Source organism: Pantoea sp. GM_Pan_3 (assembly GCF_026541045.1).
Lineage (GTDB): Bacteria > Pseudomonadota > Gammaproteobacteria > Enterobacterales > Enterobacteriaceae > Pantoea > Pantoea anthophila.
This window is the reverse complement of the sequence record NZ_JALNVA010000004.1, coordinates 60,305-77,710: the sequence shown is the minus strand read 5'-3', so window position 1 is coordinate 77,710 and position 17,406 is coordinate 60,305. Positions and strand designations below refer to the sequence as shown.

Annotated in this window: 14 protein-coding genes; 4 read left to right on the top strand and 10 right to left on the bottom strand. The window is 58.9% G+C overall.

What is annotated here, in order from left to right; all coding sequences use genetic code 11:
* Positions 1-15: 15 nt before the first annotated feature.
* Together rluF and OXR04_RS13040 are read right to left on the bottom strand one after the other, a co-directional pair.
* A complete protein-coding gene (rluF, locus tag OXR04_RS13045) occupies positions 16-894 on the bottom strand; it encodes a 23S rRNA pseudouridine(2604) synthase RluF (RefSeq protein WP_267370695.1) in 879 nt (292 codons plus the stop codon).
* Between the two features lie 93 nt (positions 895-987).
* Positions 988-1,458 (bottom strand): GNAT family N-acetyltransferase, encoded by a 471-nt coding sequence (locus OXR04_RS13040; RefSeq protein WP_267370693.1) that lies wholly within the window; start codon positions 1,456-1,458, stop codon positions 988-990.
* A 268-nt stretch (positions 1,459-1,726) separates the two neighbouring features.
* Between OXR04_RS13040 and sfnG the strand changes: the two genes are divergently transcribed.
* Entirely contained in the window at positions 1,727-2,815 is a 1,089-nt protein-coding gene (gene sfnG / locus OXR04_RS13035; protein ID WP_154928881.1) for a dimethylsulfone monooxygenase SfnG, read from the top strand.
* 95 nt (positions 2,816-2,910) lie between these two features.
* Here sfnG and OXR04_RS13030 read toward each other — a convergent pair whose 3' ends face one another.
* Positions 2,911-4,884: an autotransporter domain-containing protein gene (locus tag OXR04_RS13030; RefSeq protein WP_267370691.1), complete on the bottom strand. Its 1,974-nt coding sequence runs from the start codon at positions 4,882-4,884 to the stop codon at positions 2,911-2,913.
* A gap of 176 nt (positions 4,885-5,060) precedes the next feature.
* Complete coding sequence (locus tag OXR04_RS13025; RefSeq protein ID WP_267370688.1) at positions 5,061-5,951, bottom strand: MurR/RpiR family transcriptional regulator; 891 nt, start codon at positions 5,949-5,951, stop codon at positions 5,061-5,063.
* Between the two features lie 469 nt (positions 5,952-6,420).
* Here OXR04_RS13025 and OXR04_RS13020 point away from each other — a divergent pair, with 469 nt between their 5' ends.
* Entirely contained in the window at positions 6,421-8,544 is a 2,124-nt protein-coding gene (locus OXR04_RS13020) for a TonB-dependent siderophore receptor (RefSeq protein ID WP_267370686.1), read from the top strand.
* A 31-nt stretch (positions 8,545-8,575) separates the two neighbouring features.
* Positions 8,576-9,670: an ABC transporter substrate-binding protein gene (locus OXR04_RS13015; RefSeq protein WP_267371290.1), complete on the top strand. Its 1,095-nt coding sequence runs from the start codon at positions 8,576-8,578 to the stop codon at positions 9,668-9,670.
* On the opposite strand, the gene OXR04_RS13010 is transcribed toward OXR04_RS13015, so the two are convergent.
* The 6 genes from OXR04_RS13010 to OXR04_RS12985 all read right to left on the bottom strand — a co-directional run bounded on the left by OXR04_RS13010 (position 9,659) and on the right by OXR04_RS12985 (position 16,533).
* The gene (locus tag OXR04_RS13010; protein ID WP_111207257.1) at positions 9,659-10,642 is read right to left on the bottom strand and encodes an XdhC family protein; all 984 of its coding nucleotides are present in this window, start codon (positions 10,640-10,642) and stop codon (positions 9,659-9,661) included. The two genes, OXR04_RS13015 and OXR04_RS13010, sit on opposite strands and share 12 nt — an antisense overlap.
* On the bottom strand, positions 10,639-11,205 hold the full coding sequence (locus OXR04_RS13005) for a nucleotidyltransferase family protein (RefSeq protein WP_267370684.1): 567 nt from the start codon (positions 11,203-11,205) through the stop codon (positions 10,639-10,641). The genes OXR04_RS13010 and OXR04_RS13005 overlap by 4 nt, the downstream gene beginning before the upstream one ends.
* Positions 11,206-11,296: 91 nt before the next feature.
* Positions 11,297-13,681, bottom strand: coding sequence for a xanthine dehydrogenase family protein molybdopterin-binding subunit (locus tag OXR04_RS13000; RefSeq protein ID WP_267370681.1), 2,385 nt, complete (start codon positions 13,679-13,681; stop codon positions 11,297-11,299).
* Positions 13,678-14,670: a xanthine dehydrogenase family protein subunit M gene (locus OXR04_RS12995; protein ID WP_267370678.1), complete on the bottom strand. Its 993-nt coding sequence runs from the start codon at positions 14,668-14,670 to the stop codon at positions 13,678-13,680. Before OXR04_RS12995 ends, OXR04_RS13000 begins: the two co-directional genes overlap by 4 nt.
* Positions 14,667-15,131, bottom strand: coding sequence for a (2Fe-2S)-binding protein (locus OXR04_RS12990; protein WP_009092803.1), 465 nt, complete (start codon positions 15,129-15,131; stop codon positions 14,667-14,669). Before OXR04_RS12990 ends, OXR04_RS12995 begins: the two co-directional genes overlap by 4 nt.
* Before the next feature lie 487 nt (positions 15,132-15,618).
* Entirely contained in the window at positions 15,619-16,533 is a 915-nt protein-coding gene (locus OXR04_RS12985; RefSeq protein WP_267370673.1) for an alpha/beta hydrolase, read from the bottom strand.
* Positions 16,534-16,801: 268 nt separating this feature from the next.
* Here OXR04_RS12985 and OXR04_RS12980 point away from each other — a divergent pair, with 268 nt between their 5' ends.
* The gene (locus OXR04_RS12980) at positions 16,802-17,362 is read left to right on the top strand and encodes a fasciclin domain-containing protein (protein ID WP_167431785.1); all 561 of its coding nucleotides are present in this window, start codon (positions 16,802-16,804) and stop codon (positions 17,360-17,362) included.
* The last annotated feature ends 44 nt before the right edge of the window (positions 17,363-17,406 follow it).

Sequence of the window (17,406 nt, the reverse complement as noted above, 5' to 3'; positions counted from 1 at the left end):
TGCGAGGGCAAGGCCTCAGCGCCCTTTCTTCTTGCGGCCCGGCTGGGTAAAGCGCTTGCGTGAGGCACCACCGGCATCCGCTTTTTCAGCCGGTTTCGCCGGGCCTTTCTGCGCTTTTTTTCCCGCCGCAGGTTTAGCAGGCGTTTTGGCTTTCTTTGCGGGTTTTTCTTCAGACGAAGAATTTTCCAGCAGTTTAAACAGCTCAATGAGTTCGTCGTCAGTCAGATCGCGCCACTCGCCCAGCGGTATACCTTTGAGATTGACGTTCATGATGCGGGTACGCTCAAGCTTCGTCACTTCATAGCCAAAGTGCTTACACATACGGCGGATCTGGCGATTCAGCCCCTGCACCAGCGTGATACGGAAGACCAACGGCGCTTCCTTTTTCACTTTGCACTTTTTGGTGACGGTGCCGAGCATGGGCACGCCCGCGCCCATACCGGCAATAAACTCATCGGTGATCGGTTTGTCGACGGTCACCACATACTCTTTCTCGTGGTTGTTACCGGCGCGCAGGATTTTATTGACCAGATCGCCGTGGTTGGTCAGGAAAATCAGGCCCTGAGAATCTTTGTCGAGACGGCCAATCGGGAAGACGCGCTTACTGTGATTAACGAAGTCGCTGATGTTATCGCGCTCGCCCTCTTCCATCGTGGTGATAATCCCCACCGGTTTGTTCAGCGCGATCAGCACCAGATCCTCTTCATCACGCGGCTCGATCAGCTGACCATTCACCTTCACCACATCGCCTGCAAATACCTGCGCGCCCACAGTGGCGCGTTTGCCGTTAATGAAAACGTTGCCCTGCTCGATGTATCGATCGGCGTCGCGGCGGGAGCAGATACCGCTCTCGCTGATGTATTTATTGAGACGAGTTGATGAGTCAGTCAGCATGGTTCCTCCAAAAAACGCGGACTATACCTTACCGGCGTGAGCTTGCGAAGTCTTTGCGCGGGAAACTTGTGGCGCGGCCCGCACAGCAGAGCGTCAGAGCGTAATCGCCATCTCCACACAGCGTAACGCACAGCCCGCCAGCTTCGAAGGATAGAGACTTTCGCCCAGAACCCGGAAGCCATGCTGCTGATAAAAGCCGGCGGCGTTGGGCGTCGAAGCCAGCGTCAGACGATGATAGCCACGCTGTAGCGCCTCCGCTTTGATTCTGTCGATAATCCGGCCCGCCAGGCCCTGTCCGGTAAATTCAGGCAGCGTAAAAATCGCCTCCACGCTGGCCGCGCTGAGATCCAGCAATCCGGTCGCAACCGGCTCGCCGTCCGGGCCATCAATCACAAAAAAAGGGTTCTCCCGGATCATCACCGGAAAGCTGGCGGGCATCCGATCTGGCGTCCAGGCGGTCAGCACCTCTGGCGGATAGACATGCTGGCAGCCGTGGCGGATCGCCCGATTTCTGATCTCCCATAAACGATGCGCCTCTTCAGGCGAGGCTTCTCTGACTATCATACTGCCCTCCTTTTGCTGAATACCCGGTTCGCTATCACACCACGTTGTGGCGCGCTCGGCTAGTGACTGAACAGGGCTGTTGCATTGGCAAACCGGCTGTTTTCATCCTGCTGCATCTGCAACAGCACCGGCGGCGTCAATCCGGATTCACTGTTGTTAAAACAGCGGCTTACTGACTGGCATGTTTACTGCTTAGCCATTTCTTTTATATCTGAAAGTTTGGATAAATTTACGTTACCAGTGATTCAGCTATATCAGGAGAGCAACGATGTCAGAAACTCAACCCCTGCAGTTCGCCTACTGGGTGCCGAATGTCTCAGGCGGACTGGTGATCAGTCAGATAGAGCAGCGTACCCGCTGGGATGCCGGATATAACCGGAAACTGGCACAGATCGCCGAAGAGGCGGGCTTTGACTACGCACTGACGCAGATCCGTTTTACCGCCGGTTACGGCGCGGACAATCAGCATGAGTCGGTCACCTTTTCTCAGGATCTGCTCAGCCAGACGTCGCGATTGAAAGTGATTGCGGCTCTGCTGCCCGGCCCGTGGAATCCGGTGCTCGCGGCGAAGCAGATCGCCACCATCAGTCATCTCTATGGGCCGCGCATCGCCGTGAACATTGTCAGCGGCTGGTTCCGGGGCGAATTTAAGGCGATCGGCGAGCCCTGGCTCGATCATGAAGAGCGCTACCTGCGCTCGGAAGAGTTTATCCGCTGCCTGCGCGGCATCTGGCGCGAAGAGAGCTTTACCTTTGCCGGGGATTTTTATCGCTTTCGCGACTACGCCATGAAACCGAAACCGCTGTCACCGCTGCCGGAAATTTTTCAGGGCGGCAGTTCACGGGCGGCGCGGGATATGGCCGCCCGGGTGTCAGACTGGTACTTCACCAACGGCAATACCCCGGAAGGGGTGCGTCAGCAGGTGGCCGACATCAGGGCGAAAGCCAGCGTCAACCAGCACAAGGTGCGGATCGGCCTGAACGGTTTTGTGATTGCCCGTGACAGTGAGCAGGAGGCGCAGGCGGTGCTGCAGGAGATCATCCGCAAAGCTAACCCGGATGCGGTCAAAGGCTTTCAGCATGAGGTCAGAAATGCGGGCAGCGCATCACCGGAGGGCGAGGGAAACTGGGCGAAATCGTCGTTTGAGGATCTGGTGCAGTATAACGATGGCTTTAAAACCAACCTGATCGGAACACCGCAGCAGATTGCCGAACGGATTATCGCGCTGAAGCGGGCCGGTGTGGATCTGCTGCTGCTGGCGTTTCTGCACTTTCATGAAGAAGTGGAATTCTTCGGACGCGAGGTCATACCCCGGGTGCGTGAGCTGGAGGCGCAGGAAGCGCTGATCCGCGCTTAGCTGCCGCTTTTTTTGCTGGCTCTGCTGCAGGTTACCTGCCGCTCCGCGCTGGCGGGGCGGCAGGTCCAGGACGTCAGCGCCGTTGATCTGCCCGGTTAAAAACGGGCATTCACTCCCACGTTCCACGTCACCTGATGCGTCTCACTGTTACCCGCCACGGCCGAAACGCCAGCAAAGGCATTCACTGCGGCACCCAGCGGCACACTGGCTCCCACGGCCATGTTGATCCAGTTGTCATCCCTGCCATCACTGCTGCGGGTAAAGGCGGTGCGGGTCGATTTCAGTCCGGCCGTTACCGCGGAATCACTGTCACCAAACTGATGGTTGTAACTGATCTGCGCCCAGGGATTGACCGGCAAATCTTTGCTGTCGATACGCCAGCCCAGGGAGCCGACCTGGGCGTGCAGCTTCTGGTCGTCAAAGCGCATAGAGGTGCTGCTGTTGCCCTCTTCCTGATAGCCGCCGACCCGCGTGTAGTCGAGCGCATAGCTCGCCACCGGCCCGGTCGTGACGTAACGGCCAACGGGAAGATCCCAGCCGGTCTGCACCCGCATCCCCAGCACTTTCCCGCCACTGTTACCCTGTTCGGTGCGGGTCGCAGACCCCAGTTTCACCTGGCGTTTAATATCGTCGAAATCCAGATCGGCATAGTGGGCGTCCGCGTTTATCCAGCCGTGGTCGAGGTAGTTCAGCTGGCTCCAGATCGCCACCAGATTACCGCGCAGGCGGTAATCGAAGCGCGACGAGGGCTGCTGGCGCTGCGAGGTGGTGGAGAGCATCGCACCGGCCTGCCATGCATCGGTCAGCTGATAGCCCACCCCCACGGTGCCGGTGGCGCTGGTGGCATCCCCATCCAGCAGACTGTCGCCACGAAAATCCCGCTGCTGCCCGGCGTAACCGCCAAAAATGGTTAACGTGCCCGCCTCTGCGGGCTGCTGACGCTGCTGCTGCAGATGCCCATCCAGCGTATTCTGCGCATCGCCCACCAGCATTGAGGGGGCACGGCTCAGCGCCGCCACCTGCAGCGGTGCGTTCAGCACTGACTGAATGTAATCGGCGATCAGCGCATGGACTGCCGGGCTGGGATGCAGCCGGTCGGCAAACAGATACTGCTGCGAGGATGAAAATCCCGGCGTGGAAGTGGTGCAGTCCATTGACGACACGCCGGGCGGGCAGGCCATGCCGGCGGTGTTGGTGAGTCCATAACGGCCCGGATTATCGATCACCTCATTAAACAGGCCATTGATATCTACCCGGGCGATGTTGCCGCGGGCCGCCAGCAGCCCCTCCTCTTCGGCCTGATTGTAACGGTCGGTCAGCGCCGAGGCGGCCTCACTCAGCAACCGCCAGGCAGCGATCAGCTGCTGCGCGAGCGCCTCACGGATCGGCGGAATCGCAGAAAGCTGCCCCGCCGCCTCACCCAGGGCCGTTTCAATCGCCTGCTCGCGCGCGGCCCGGTCTGGCGTGGTGCGGGTGCTCAGCGACTGAAACAACGCCGCCGTGGCCGGTTGCGCGGCGGGTCCGAGCGTCTGCAGAATCGCCTGCAACAGCGCGGGGGTGGCCCCCACGTTGGGCACCGTTGGCACAATCACCGTTCCGGCGCCGGCATCCAGCAACCGGCCAACCTGTAAGGCCGCCGCACCGGCGCTGTTATCGACCAGCTGCCGGGCAGTCAGGGGGGAGAGCGCCGCCGCCGCTAAGTCATTGCCGCCGATCCAGTGGATATAGAGGCCATCGGGATCGGCCCGCCCGCCGCGGGATGCCAGATAACTTTGCAGCTGATCCTGGGTATTAAACAGGGGATTGATCGCCGGTACCGCGACGGCACCGCCCTCGGCATAGTTGTTTCCGCCCTGCGATGAAGGACGTAAGGTATCGCCCAGCGACTGCGCGACGATCTCGTCATAGAGCGGGTGGGTTGCGCCATCATAGGTAAAGCGCCCTACGTTCCCCCCATCGCTCAGGCTGTCGCCAAAGACGGTGAGGTGGCTCCATGCCGCGGCGGGCAACGGTGACAGCAGACTCGGGATCGCACAGCAGAAAAGGGTTTGCGCGTGAAGGGGTTTCATCAGCAGCTCCGCACAGGGGTAAAGGAGGACGAACCGCACCCGATGGCACGGTTAGCTGTAAGCGTAGTCGTCCAGCGAAAGAGGCTGAGAAAAAGGCGAGACCTGGCTCGCAAAGCGGGAAAAATCTGGCGTGAAAGCGGTCTGCGGCCGCACCGGCTACAGCGGAGTCAGCGCGGCTACTTTTTAGTGGCGGGCTTCAGGCCACGATAGAAATCCTGCAGACGTTTCATGGTTTTGACCGTGCGCTGCGGCATCGCAGAAGCCACCGACAGGATCAGCATCTCCAGACAGACCATGATGGTGCCATGCAGCGGAATGCGTCCTTTTTCACCGCCACGAGGCACGTTGATCACCACATCCGCTTCGCGGGCAAAAAAGGAGTCGGTGGCGTTGGTCAGCAGGATGAGCGGAATGCCGAGCCTTTTCGCCTCACGCACGACCGTTGTCCCCTCCCGGTGCGCCGACTGCTGCGCCATCATCACCAGCACATCGCCCCGCTGCATCGCCAGCATCTGTTCAGCCAGCGCCACACCGGAACGGTTCAGTGAAAAGGCTGGCAGGCCGATGCGGTTAAGCAGCCGCACGCTATAGTCCGCCAGAATGCCCGATGCGTTGATGCCAAAAATCGCGACGGCGCGCGCTTCGCTCAGCAATGTGACCGCATCCGCGACCGTCACGCGGTTCTGCGGCTGAGAGAGCACCTCACAGGCGTGGCGGTGGCCCGACAGCACAAAGTCGATGGCGCTGCTCACGTCGCTGGTCACCTCACTGACGGTCGTCACCATCTTATCTTCGGAGGTCAGCGCCGGCCCGAACCAGACTTTCAGCGTCTCTTTCAGGTCACGCAGGCCGCTAAAACCCAGGGCCTGAATCGCGCGGATGACGGTGGCATCTGAGGTCTGATTTGCCAGGGCGATCTCCATCGCCGTGCTCTCCAGCACCGTTTCGCGCTGTTGATCGAGGTAACGGGCTACGGCAAGCAGACGCGGCGAGAGCTGCTTTTCCCTGGCGCGCAGGCGCTCTGCCAGCACATCGGTTCTGTTCTTTACTGTCCGGATCGATTTCATGCTTCACCTGATTGAGGGGAAATTAATTTTTCGTCTCTCTCTCCTGCTCTCATTTTCACGACCCGATCGGCGAAAAAGATGTAGTGAAAGAGTCGGAGTGTCTGAATATTCACCTGATAACGCTGTGGATTAAGCGTCATCATTCAGACTAAAAATAAATAATTTATCGATATTACAAATAGATAAACAGAGCTTCGCTTAGCCTTCCGCTGAAAATCTGACTCAGGCGAAATGTAGTATTTTACGATTAAATTATATTTACTACTACACCGGCTGATGATTGAATGATTCTCAATTACAGATGAGAAGCATTTTCGTCGGGGCGGTGAGAGGTTCTTTCCCCCTTCCGGCTTAACGCTTCGCTGTTTAACACACTGCATGTTGCAGAAGACCTCCAGGGAAGCCCTGTGTGACCGACAGAAGGTCATGCCGGGCGATATTGACCTCAGCTTCAGAAACGAAAAGAAAAATGAAAAACAGTTCAGACTCCCGTTATCCGGCCCGGCACTCTGCTCTGGTCGTGGCGATCTGCGGCAGCATCCTGCTGCCGCAGGCTGAAGCAGCAACCGACAGCGCACCGGATATCACCGTCACCGCAGAGGCGAATCCGGAGGGAAATTACAGCGCCAGCCAGAGCAGCGTTGCCAGCAAAATGCCCACTGCCCGGCTTGATGAAGCGCAGTCGGTCAGCGTGGTGACACAGCAGCAGCTGGAGGATTATCAGGTCAGCTCGCTGGCAGAAGCGATGCGTTTTGTCAGCGGGGTGAGCGAAGCGAACACCCTGGCCGGAACCGAGGATGGCTTTGTGCGACGCGGCTTCGGCAGCAATGCCGACGGGTCGATCTACCGTGATGGGATCCGCAGCAGTCAGGGCCTTAACGTCGATGCCACCACGGAGCGGGTGGAGGTGCTGAAAGGCTCCTCCTCCCTGCTCTACGGCATTCAGAATCCGGGCGGCATCATCAATGTGGTCAGCAAAAAGCCGCAGTACAACTGGCACTCCAGCGTCAGCGGGCGCTACGCCAGCGAAGGCGGCGGAGCAGGCACGCTGGACGTCACCGGGCCGCTGGGCAAGGGTTTCGCCTTCCGGCTGATTGCCGAGAAACAGAATCAGGATTACTGGCGCAACTTTGGCCGTGAGGAGCACACGCTGGTGGCCCCCTCACTGCAATGGTTCGGTGAGCAGGCCAGCTTTCTGATCAGCTATGCCGACTACCGTTATGATATCCCCTACGATCGCGGCACCGCCTTTATCAATGGCCGGCCGATTGATATCGGCTATAAAGATCGTCTGGATGACAAAGCCAATCACGCCTGGGGACATAACAAAACCCTGAACGCGCACTACGACTGGCAGTTTAACGACGAGTGGACAACCCGTCTGACCCTGGGCTGGAACCAGCGGCGCTATGACAATAATGAAGTGCGGGTGACGGCGGTGAATGCCAGCAGCGGCGTGGTCACGCGCCGTGCCGATGCTAATCGTGGTTTTAACCATAAAACCAAATATGTCAGCTGGGATCTGCTGGGGAATCCAGAAATCCTCGGTATGTCGCACGCGCTGGTGGCGGGGACAGATTATGAGATGAACCAGACCTACCGCGCGCATCAGTATCAGGGCAGGGTCAACCGTCAGTTCAGCTACTTCAGTCCCGACTATGACATGCTCTCTCCGGTGACCGATGCCAGCACGGAAAACAGAACCGCGGCCAATAACCTGAACCGCATTCACAGCCGTTCACTCTATCTCAAGGACAGCATTTCGCTCTCATCCGACTGGATTGTGGTGCTGGGCGGCCGTTATCAGCACTACGAACAGCGGGCCTCACGCGGTGTAAATCCGCAGGTGGAAACCCTGAACGATGAGGGAAATAAATTTCTGCCGCAGGCAGGGGTGATCTACAAACTGACGCCCGACCTCTCGTTTTACACCAGCGTCAGCAAGTCGTTTACCCCTTCCACCGACGTGGATGACAATGGCAACGTCGGCAAGCCGGAACAGGGCACCAGCTGGGAGGTCGGCAGTAAATGGCAGCTGTCGCCGAAACTCCTGGCGACCGTGGCTCTCTATCGCATTGATGAAAAGGCGATGTCGCTGAACATCAATGGCAGCACGCGGGCGATCGATAAGGCGCGATCCACCGGCGCGGAGTTTGAGCTGAACGGCGAGATTTCTCCCGGCTGGGATCTCAGCGCCAGCTACAGCTATGACCAGGCGGAGATCTTCAGCGACCGGGTCAATCCGGACAACAACGGCAACCGGCTGCAGAATGCGCCGCGCCAGTCCGGTGCGCTCTATCTGAGTCATGAGATGCAGGTCAGCGGGCTGCCAGGCTCACTGCGACTCGGCGGCGGTGCCCGCTATGTCGGCACCCGTGCAGGCGATCCTGATAACAGCTTTACCCTGCCCGACTATGTGGTGGCAGACACCTTTGTGGCGTGGAACAATCGCCTGTTTGGTGAAAAAACCCAGCTGCGTCTGAATCTGAATAACCTGTTCAACCAGCACTACTACAGTTCAAGCGGCGGCAATCTGCGCGTCCGTGAAGGTGAAACCCGTAACCTGATGGTACAGGCCCGTGTGGAATTTTAAATCGCTGCGTGCCGGGCTGCTGCTCGGCCTGATGTGCATCAGCGCCGGCGCAGGCGCGCGGACGCTGACCGACATCACCGGTCGCCAGGTGACAATTCCCGATCATCCGCAGCGCATCGTGCTGGGTGAAAGCCGGATGCTCTACAGCGTCGCGCTGCTGACCTCAGGCAATCCGCTGCAGCATATCGTGGGGTGGCCGCTCGACCTGAAAAAGTATGATCCTCAGACCTGGCAGGCTTTTGCCCGCCAGTTTCCGCAGATGCGCGAGATTACGCCACTCGGGCTGGATGGGGTCAATGACATGAACCCTGAACAGGTGATTGCACTCAGACCGGACGTGGTTGTTCTGCCTCAGCTGGCGCGTGACGGTGAAAACGGCGCCCTGCTGGAGAAGATGCTCAGCGCGGCGCATATCCCGGTGGTGAAGATCGACCTGCGGGTTGACCTGCTGAACAACACGGAACGCAGCATGACGCTGCTGGGGGAGGTGCTGAATCAGCCTCAACGGGCTGCTGAGTTTAATCATTTTTACCGCACCCATATGCAGCGCATTGAAACGCGGCTGGCTGATTATCATGGCCCCCGGCCCCGCGTGCTGTTGCAGCTGCATCTTGGCCGAAGAAATGAATGCTGCGTGACCTCGGTAAAGGGTAATCTGGGCGACCTGCTGCGCTTTGCCGGCGGGGATAATATTGCCAGCCAGCAGGTCAACGGGGTGTTCGGGCGACTGAGCGAGGAGAGCGTCATCGCCGCCCGGCCCGACTTCTACTTTGCCACCGGCACCGGCAGCGCGGATGAGGCCGGGTCACTTCAACTCGGACCCGACGTCTCCGCCGCGCAGACCCGGCAGAGCCTGCTGGCACTGACCGGTCAGCAGCACGCCCTGAAGCAGCTGACCGCACTGCGGGACGGCCACACCGGGGCGATCTGGCACAACTTTTACCTCAGTCCGTGGCACGTGGTGGCAACCGAGTTCTTTGCCACCACGCTCTATCCGCAGCTGTTCAGCGATGTTGACCCGGAGCAGACGTTGCGTGAACTGTTCCAGCGATTTATGCCGATCCCCTTCTCCGGCACTTACCTCTACCGGCTGGCCCCGGACACGGCGCAGCGGTCAGGCGGCTGACTGGCCGCCGTTTTTAATGCGGACAATATCGGCCATCACCGACAGCGCAATCTCTGCCGGGGTTTTGCTGCCGATAGGCAGACCGATGGGCGCATGGATGCGATCCAGTTCGGCACGATCCATACCGGCGATCTGTTGCAGACGCGCGCGCCGCTTCTCACTGTTTTTGGCTGAGCCCATGATGCCGATGTAGAAGGCAGGAGTGGCGATCGCCTCCATCATGGTCAAATCGTCGATGCGCGGATCGTGGGTCAGCGCCACAATCGCCACCGCTGCATGCGCCCCGTTCAGTTCCAGCCAGCGCGCCGGATGCTGTGACACCAGCGTCACGTTGTCCGCGCCGCCGAAATGGCTCTCCAGCTCCGTCAGCATCTCCGGACGGTGCTCACAGACCCGCACATGGAAACCCAGAATCTGGCCGAGCCGGATGCACTCATAGGCCACGCTGGAATAGCCCGCGACCAGCAGTTCCGGGATCGCCCCCACCGGCAGCACGATCTGCTGCTCGCTGGCATCCAGTGCGGGCAACACCCGACTGGCGGCGATGGCCTCCCACTGCGCCCGTTCACCGGGGCGTATCATTTTTACCAGCGGCTGCTGACCGCTCAGCGCACGCTGCATCGCCGTCAGCAGGGCCAGCGTGGCCTCATCGGGCGGCAGAAACTCAATAACGATCTCCAGACTGCCGCCACAGGGCAGGCTGACATCAGGCCGCATCCCGCCTTCGCCGTAACGCACCCGCTGACTGCTGTCGCGGTAAGCCCCGGTAGCCAGCTGCGCCAGAAAATCCTCTTCGATACAGCCGCCCGACAGCGAGCCGCAACTCTCTCCGGTCTCACTGACCGTCATGAGTGTCCCCGGAGCGCGCGGGGAGGAGCCGTAGGTGCGCAGAACCGTGCAGAGCCACACCGCCCGCCCCGCCTGAGAATGGCTGAGGGCGGCATTAATGACGCGTTGATCCAGCGTTATCATGAGAATTCCTTTATTAACTGCAGATCGGCAGGAAAATCGATGTCACACAGACAGCCGCGATCGTGCAGCGGCAGGCGGACGGCGGCGGCCTTCACCAGCGCCTGCGGTCCGCTGTCGCCCTGCAGGCTGCTCAGGACCGGATAACAGTGACGCTGAAAGCCCACCGGATGCCCCGGCCTGCCCGTCACCCAGGGCCGGACGACAGGCGCGACTGCCAGCGCCGTGCTGACCGCGCGGTAACTCGCGGCTGACACAAACGGCATATCCCCCAGCGCAATCAGCCAGCCGTCATAGTCGCGCGTGGCGTTAACGCCTGCCGCGATCGACTCCCCCAGTCCGCCGCTGTCACACAATACCAGCGTGGCGGAGGTGCAGAGCGCCTGAAGCGCAGCGGCGTCGGGACGCGTCACCACGAACAGGTCAAGTCCACTGGCCGCGGCCTGCTTCAGCGTATGTTGCAGCAGCGGTTTGCCATCAAGGCGGGCCAGTAACTTATGCTCGCCCGCCTGCTGACGAAAACGGCGGCTCAGTCCGGCAGCCAGCACAATTAACGCTATCTTCACACTCTCTCCCTGCAGCGTAAAAACGGGCGCAGCCCTCAGCCTGCGCCCGCCTGACCTCTGTCCGGCATGCCGGAGCAGGTCAGGAACCGTCTCAGATGATCTTGTCGAGCGTAATCGGCAGATCGCGCACGCGCTTGCCGGTCGCGTGGAACACGGCATTACTGATCGCCGCCGCAACGCCGACAATCCCCAGTTCACCGACGGCTTTCCCGCCCATCGTGGTCGCCTCAAAATCGGGCTCCCCGACGTTGATCGTGGTAATGCTCGGGATGTCGCCGTTGACCGGCACCAGGTAGTCCGCCAGGTTGTTATTGATTACCCGGCCATTGCGCGGATCGATAATGCCCTCTTCCATCAGCGCCTGACCGACCCCCATGATCATCCCGCCAATCCACTGGCTGCGAGCCAGTTTCGGATTGTAGAGACGGCCACTGTCGAGCGCGGCCACCATGCGTTTTACCCGGATGGTGCCGAAATCCTCATCAACCCGCACTTCCACAAACTGCGCGCTCCAGCTGTGCGCCGAAAACGCTTCGGGACGGCTCATGTCGTTCAGGTTGCGCACCATTTTGTCGCGCTCGCTTTGCGACATATCATCCGGGAAGGTGCCGCCAGTGACCGTGAGGCTCTCTGCCGGTGCCAGCGTCGCCAGCTGTGCCAGTGAAACCGCCAGCCCGCTGCGCAGAGTGTGCTGCACGGCGTCGCCTTTCAGCGTGAGCTGAGAGGCGGGGGTGCCATTGAGCGGCGACTGTGGCAGCTCGCTGGCCAGCTTCAGCAGCTGCGCGCGCATTCTTTTAGCGGTGTCGTTCACGGCGGCGGTGACGTTACCTGCCAGCTGCGAACCGCCCGCGACGCCGGCGCGCGGCAAGCGGGTGTCACCCAGCTCAACCTCAATGGTGGTGGAGTCGACGCCCAGGATGTCGGCGGCGGTCTGCGCCAGAATCGTGTAGGTGCCGGTACCGATATCTGCGCCTGCACACTGCACCACAAACCGGCCGTGCGGCGTCAGGATTATTTTCGCCTCCGCCGGCAGTTTGTTGACCGGATAGGTGCCGGATGCCATGCCCCAGCCAATCAGTTCGCGTCCTTCCCGCATTGAGCGCGGCGTCATAATCCGCCTGTCCCAGCCAAACGCCTCTGCTCCTTTCTGATACGCCTCTTTCAGACGGCGCGAACTCCAGGGGAGATCCAGCTGGTAATCTTTATCGGCCCAGTTGCGCAGCCGCAGTTCCAGCGGGTCGATGTTCAGGGCATAGGCCATCTCATCCATGGCCACTTCCAGGCCAAAGGCGCTGGGATTTTCACCCGGCGCGCGCATCCAGCCAGGCGTGACGGTATTGATCGGGCGCACCTGATGCTGAGCGGAGACGTTCTCCACCGCATACATGCGGGCGGTCACCTTGCTGCAGTTCTCGGCGAAGACGTCAATCAGTGACGTTTCACTGAAGCTGCGCTGGATAATCGCCTGAATTTTACCGTCACGCGAGGCGCCCAGCGCCAGCTGCTGCGAGGTAGCCGGACGACCGCCCAGGCCGGTAAAGGTCTGCGGGCGGGTCAGCGACACTTTGATCGGGCGCTTCAGCGCGCGTGACGCCACGCACGCCAGTGCAACGTGGGTGTAAGGCACCGGTTTTGAACCAAAGCCGCCGCCGACGTAAGGCGAGATAATCCGCACGGCTTCGGTGTCAATGCCCATCCACTCGCCGATCTCCACCTGCGCACCCGCCACCCACTGACTGGGCTCCCAGACGGTGATCCTGCCCTCCTGCCAGTGTGCAACGCAGGCGTGCGGCTCCATCGGCATGTTGTATTCGCGCGGGGTGGTGTAACGCTCGCTCAGACGCACGTCGGCCTGCTGCATCGCCTGCTCAGCGTCACCCATATCGATATCCTGCTTCGACACCGGTTTCGGCTCCACGCCCTCATCGGTGGCGAAAATCAGGCCTCTGGAGGTTTCATACTCAATCTCAACCAGCGAGGCGGCCCAGGTAGCCTGTTCAAAGGTTTCTGCCACCACCAGCCCGATGTTCTGACCATTGTGAATGATCTTATCGTCCTGAATCGGGGTGTAGGTTGACTGCGCTGCGCCACCGTCTGCGATGGCGGTGGGCTTGTTAATCTTCAGGGGGTTCAGATGGGTGTAGACCGCCAGCACGCCTGTGGCCTGCTGCGCTTTTTCCACGGACATCCGGCTGATACGACCGCTGGCGACGGTGGACTGGATGACCACACCATAGAGCGGATTTTCCGGCTGATGCTCGACCGCGTAGCGCGCTTCACCGGTGACTTTCACTTTGCCGTCACCCCGGGAGCGTGCTGCGCCTAATCCCTGAACCGGACTGGCCGTTTCTGGCATAGCCGTGGCGCTGTCGCTGGCGCTGACACTCTGCATGTGCAGCCCCAGGCTGCCCGCCGCTGAGATCGCCGCCGTGGCCTTTAATAAATCCCGACGCACCTTGTCATTCACGTCACTCATGCGGTTTCTCCTGCTGCCATCAGCGCGCGGGCAATGACCCGTGGCGCCAGTTTTACTTTATAGGCGTTGTGAGCCAGCGCCTGCGTCTCCTGCGTGATCAGCTCTGCGGCCTGGAACACCGTCTCTTCATTGAACGGCTGTCCCTCCAGCGCCTGCTCAACCGACCTGACCCGCCAGGGTTTGGTCGCCACGCCACCCAGCGCAATATGCACCTGGCGCATGACCCCGTTCTCCAGCGTAAAGCCCGCGGCGGCACTGGCGGCGGCAAATTCGTAGGAGCTGCGATCCCGGACTTTCAGGTAGTGTGAGTGACGAAGGGACGTGGTCTGCGGCACTTCGATCGCCACAATGATCTCATCCTCGCGCAGATCGTGCTCACGATCGGGCGAATCGCCGGGCAGCAGGAAGAAGTCATCAATCGCGATGCGGCGGGTCTCACCCTGCTGATTCTGCACCACCACAATGGCGTCAAACGCCACCAGCGCGACCGCCAGATCGCCCGGATAGACGGCAATACAGCTGTCACTGGCACCCAGAATAGCGTGGTTGCTGTTAATGCCATCCCGTGCGGCACAGCCGGAGCCGGGGTTGCGCTTATTACAGGCAGAGAAGGTCGCCGGGTCGCGGTAGTAGGCGCAGCGGGTGCGTTGACGCAGATTGCCTCCCAGCGTCGCCATGTTGCGGATCTGCGGCGATGCGGCCTGCCAGAGGCTGCCATAGATGGCTGGCGCCCTCTGCTGACACTCAGGATGGTCGGCCAGCTGGCTCATGGTGACCAGCGCACCCGCCGTGATGCGGTTTTCATCAAACTGCAGGGTTTTAAGCGTGGTCAGTCCGGTGATGCCAATTAGCTGCGGTGGCGTGAAAACCCCACATTTCATCAGATCGAGCTGCGTGGTGCCCCCCGCCAGCAACTGGCTGCCAGCCTGCTGTTTCAGTGCAGCGGCGTCTTCAGGCGACTGCGCTACTTTCCAGCTGAATTCATTCATGCCGACTCCTTCGCCATTTCGGCGGCGGCCTGTTTAATCGCATCCACGATGTGGGGATAGGCGCCGCAGCGGCAGAGGTTGCCGCTCATATATTCACGGATCTCATCCTCTGACCCGGCATGGCCCTCTTTAATACAGGCGACGGCAGACATAATCTGGCCCGGCGTGCAGTAGCCACACTGAAAGGCATCATTTTCCATAAAGCAGCGCTGCACCGGGTGCAGTTCACCTTCGGCGGAGGCCAGCCCTTCGATGCTGGTCACCTGCGCGTTGTTCGCCTGAACCGCCAGGGTCAGACAACTCAGCACCCTTTCACCATTTATCAGCACCGTGCAGGCTCCGCACTGTCCCTGGTCGCACCCTTTTTTCGTACCGGTCAGATTAAGATGCTCGCGCAGTGCGTCGAGCAGCGTGACCCGCGGGTCGACCTGCATCTGTTGCGGCTGGCCATTGACCTGCATTGTTAGCGATATTTTTTCCGACATTGTCTGCTTCCCATTGTTGGCGGGCTGAAAGATATAGTTTTTATTGGCTTACTGCTGACGGGATCTGAATCGGGGAATAGCGTGATAACCCTAATCTTTACGCGCGTATCTCTGACTTAAGGTTTAGCAGCTTTTTCGCAATCTGGCGGAAGGATTGGGGAAAGTCAGCGTTATCCGAAGCGTTGAGCGGCCGAAACGGGCATAGCCGCATGGCTTAAAATATTCTAATGCATTGATTTTTAGTTTTTTTATCAGGACGTCTTTTGAATACAACCCCAACGGCGGCCTGTGTGACTTTTTCGATAAGATTTTCCAGTAACATCTATCCCGGGGCGATTTTCAGGTGTAGTGGCAGGCTGCAAAGCGACGTTGCACCCCACCCGGACAATCTGTCTGTGTGGGGCTGGCTTTGGAACGACCGCAGTATGTGGTGTCCGGAGTGAATCAGTAAGCTGCTGGAAACTTATGCACGAAGGCGATCGAAGCGGGCAAAATGCTGTTCAATACTGTCACTGGCTTCAAAAATAGACTCTAAATGATTGCATTGCCTGATGATGCTGCAGAACAGGTTCGGGTTACCACATCCTTCAACAAATGATTTCATCTCCCAGGCATCTGTTAATTCATCTTGTTCTGCAAACAGAAGAGAAACGGGTAATGTCAGGGCTGAAATCTGTCTGGCAGGCTGACGCGGTGTCAGGGCGTTTGCCATATTGACGCTATATCTCCTGACAAAATCTGACCTTACTGACAGCACTGTTTCAGGAAAGTTAAGTTTAACGGCTAAGCTGGCACCACAGATCATCCCCCTGCTGAGCGCATTCAGGATGAATGGCCACTTGTTGACCGAGGCAAAGGGTGAGGCGGTTTTTCTGAATAGGTTTGCTGGTGCGAAGGGGCCTAACTCGGGGGCAAGCAGAATCAGGCTGTCGGTTTTCTGACAAGGCGTATGGCGCGTGAAGTAATTAATCAGCATGCCTCCTCCGCTGGAATGACCCAGAAGATGAATTCTGGCTGAGGGAAAGGTGTCTGCAAGCAACTCAATCACCGTATCAACATCACGCCAGATTTGTTCAGGATGGGAAATGTGGCCTTCCGGACCTGATGACTCGCCGTGTCCCCGAATATCGACAAGGCAGACACACACGGATTCACGCTGGCTTATCTGGCGGGCAGGGATATCGTATCCGGCGTCTGAATTTACGCCGCCACCGTGATAAATCACCAGAACATCGTCAACTTCGCCTGCGGGTTCCCAGGTCCGGATCTGAATCCCATCTATCCTGCGTGTAATACCCTCTTCAGCACCGGGCAATGCCGAATTAAGCTGTCTATAACGATTGTTGAAACCCATAAAGTCAATCACATCAAAATCCATTTCTGATAGTTAAGCCCGCCGGATGCAGGTGATGAAGGATGCCCTATTTTTTGTGAAAAATCCTCGTCACTACATTTTCCACTCACTTCACATCTATCAGCATGCTGTTTCCCGATTCGCAGTAAAACGGCAGATGTCCAGGGAGCTGACGCGACATCCGGGTGACAGAAAAATATTTTAAATTTCTTTCATCCGTTTTCCCTGCTCATTCGTATTAACAGACAGGGGCACTCTGGCCCTGTCTGCAAACTCAATGAGGGAAGTGAAAATGAAAGCATTCCTGCCAACTCTGATTTTTTCAGCTTTAGTTTTCAGCAGTGCCACTTACGCGGCGAGCATGAGCAGCGACACGGTGATGGTCGGCGGTGCCGCCATGTACCCGTCGAAAAATATCGTACAGAATGCCGTTAACTCAAAGGACCACACCACCTTGGTGGCTGCCGTTAAAGCCGCCGGGCTGGTCCCGACGCTCGAAGGCAAAGGCCCGTTCACTGTTTTTGCACCCACCAATGAGGCGTTTGAAAAACTGCCGCAGGGCACGGTCGACTCTCTGCTGAAACCTGAGAACAAAGAGAAACTCACCAGCATCCTGACCTACCATGTGGTCTCAGGAAAACTGGATATGCAAGCACTGGAGAAGAAGATCAAAGCGGGTGGCGGCAAGGCCGAGCTGAAAACGGTGAATGGTGCGTCGCTGTGGGTGATGGCAAATGGCCCGCATAACATCCAGCTCAAAGATGCGCAGGGCAATATTGCCAGCATTACAACGTATGATGTCAACCAGAGTAACGGCGTTATCGATGTGATCGACACCGTGCTGATGCCATAACGCATTACCTATACTGTGTGTGGCCACCAGCACGGTGGCCACAC

Bases quoted from the DNA above. Each gene is read 5' to 3' on its own strand.
- rluF (WP_267370695.1), bottom strand. From the start codon at position 894: ATGCTGACTGACTCATCAACTCGTCTCAATAAATACATCAGCGAGAGC.
- OXR04_RS13040 (WP_267370693.1), bottom strand. From the start codon at position 1,458: ATGATAGTCAGAGAAGCCTCGCCTGAAGAGGCGCATCGTTTATGGGAG.
- sfnG (WP_154928881.1), top strand. From the start codon at position 1,727: ATGTCAGAAACTCAACCCCTGCAGTTCGCCTACTGGGTGCCGAATGTC.
- OXR04_RS13030 (WP_267370691.1), bottom strand. From the start codon at position 4,884: ATGAAACCCCTTCACGCGCAAACCCTTTTCTGCTGTGCGATCCCGAGT.
- OXR04_RS13025 (WP_267370688.1), bottom strand. From the start codon at position 5,951: ATGAAATCGATCCGGACAGTAAAGAACAGAACCGATGTGCTGGCAGAG.
- OXR04_RS13020 (WP_267370686.1), top strand. From the start codon at position 6,421: ATGAAAAACAGTTCAGACTCCCGTTATCCGGCCCGGCACTCTGCTCTG.
- OXR04_RS13015 (WP_267371290.1), top strand. From the start codon at position 8,576: ATGTGCATCAGCGCCGGCGCAGGCGCGCGGACGCTGACCGACATCACC.
- OXR04_RS13010 (WP_111207257.1), bottom strand. From the start codon at position 10,642: ATGATAACGCTGGATCAACGCGTCATTAATGCCGCCCTCAGCCATTCT.
- OXR04_RS13000 (WP_267370681.1), bottom strand. From the start codon at position 13,681: ATGAGTGACGTGAATGACAAGGTGCGTCGGGATTTATTAAAGGCCACG.
- OXR04_RS12995 (WP_267370678.1), bottom strand. From the start codon at position 14,670: ATGAATGAATTCAGCTGGAAAGTAGCGCAGTCGCCTGAAGACGCCGCT.
- OXR04_RS12990 (WP_009092803.1), bottom strand. From the start codon at position 15,131: ATGCAGGTCAATGGCCAGCCGCAACAGATGCAGGTCGACCCGCGGGTC.
- OXR04_RS12985 (WP_267370673.1), bottom strand. From the start codon at position 16,533: ATGGATTTTGATGTGATTGACTTTATGGGTTTCAACAATCGTTATAGA.
- OXR04_RS12980 (WP_167431785.1), top strand. From the start codon at position 16,802: ATGAAAGCATTCCTGCCAACTCTGATTTTTTCAGCTTTAGTTTTCAGC.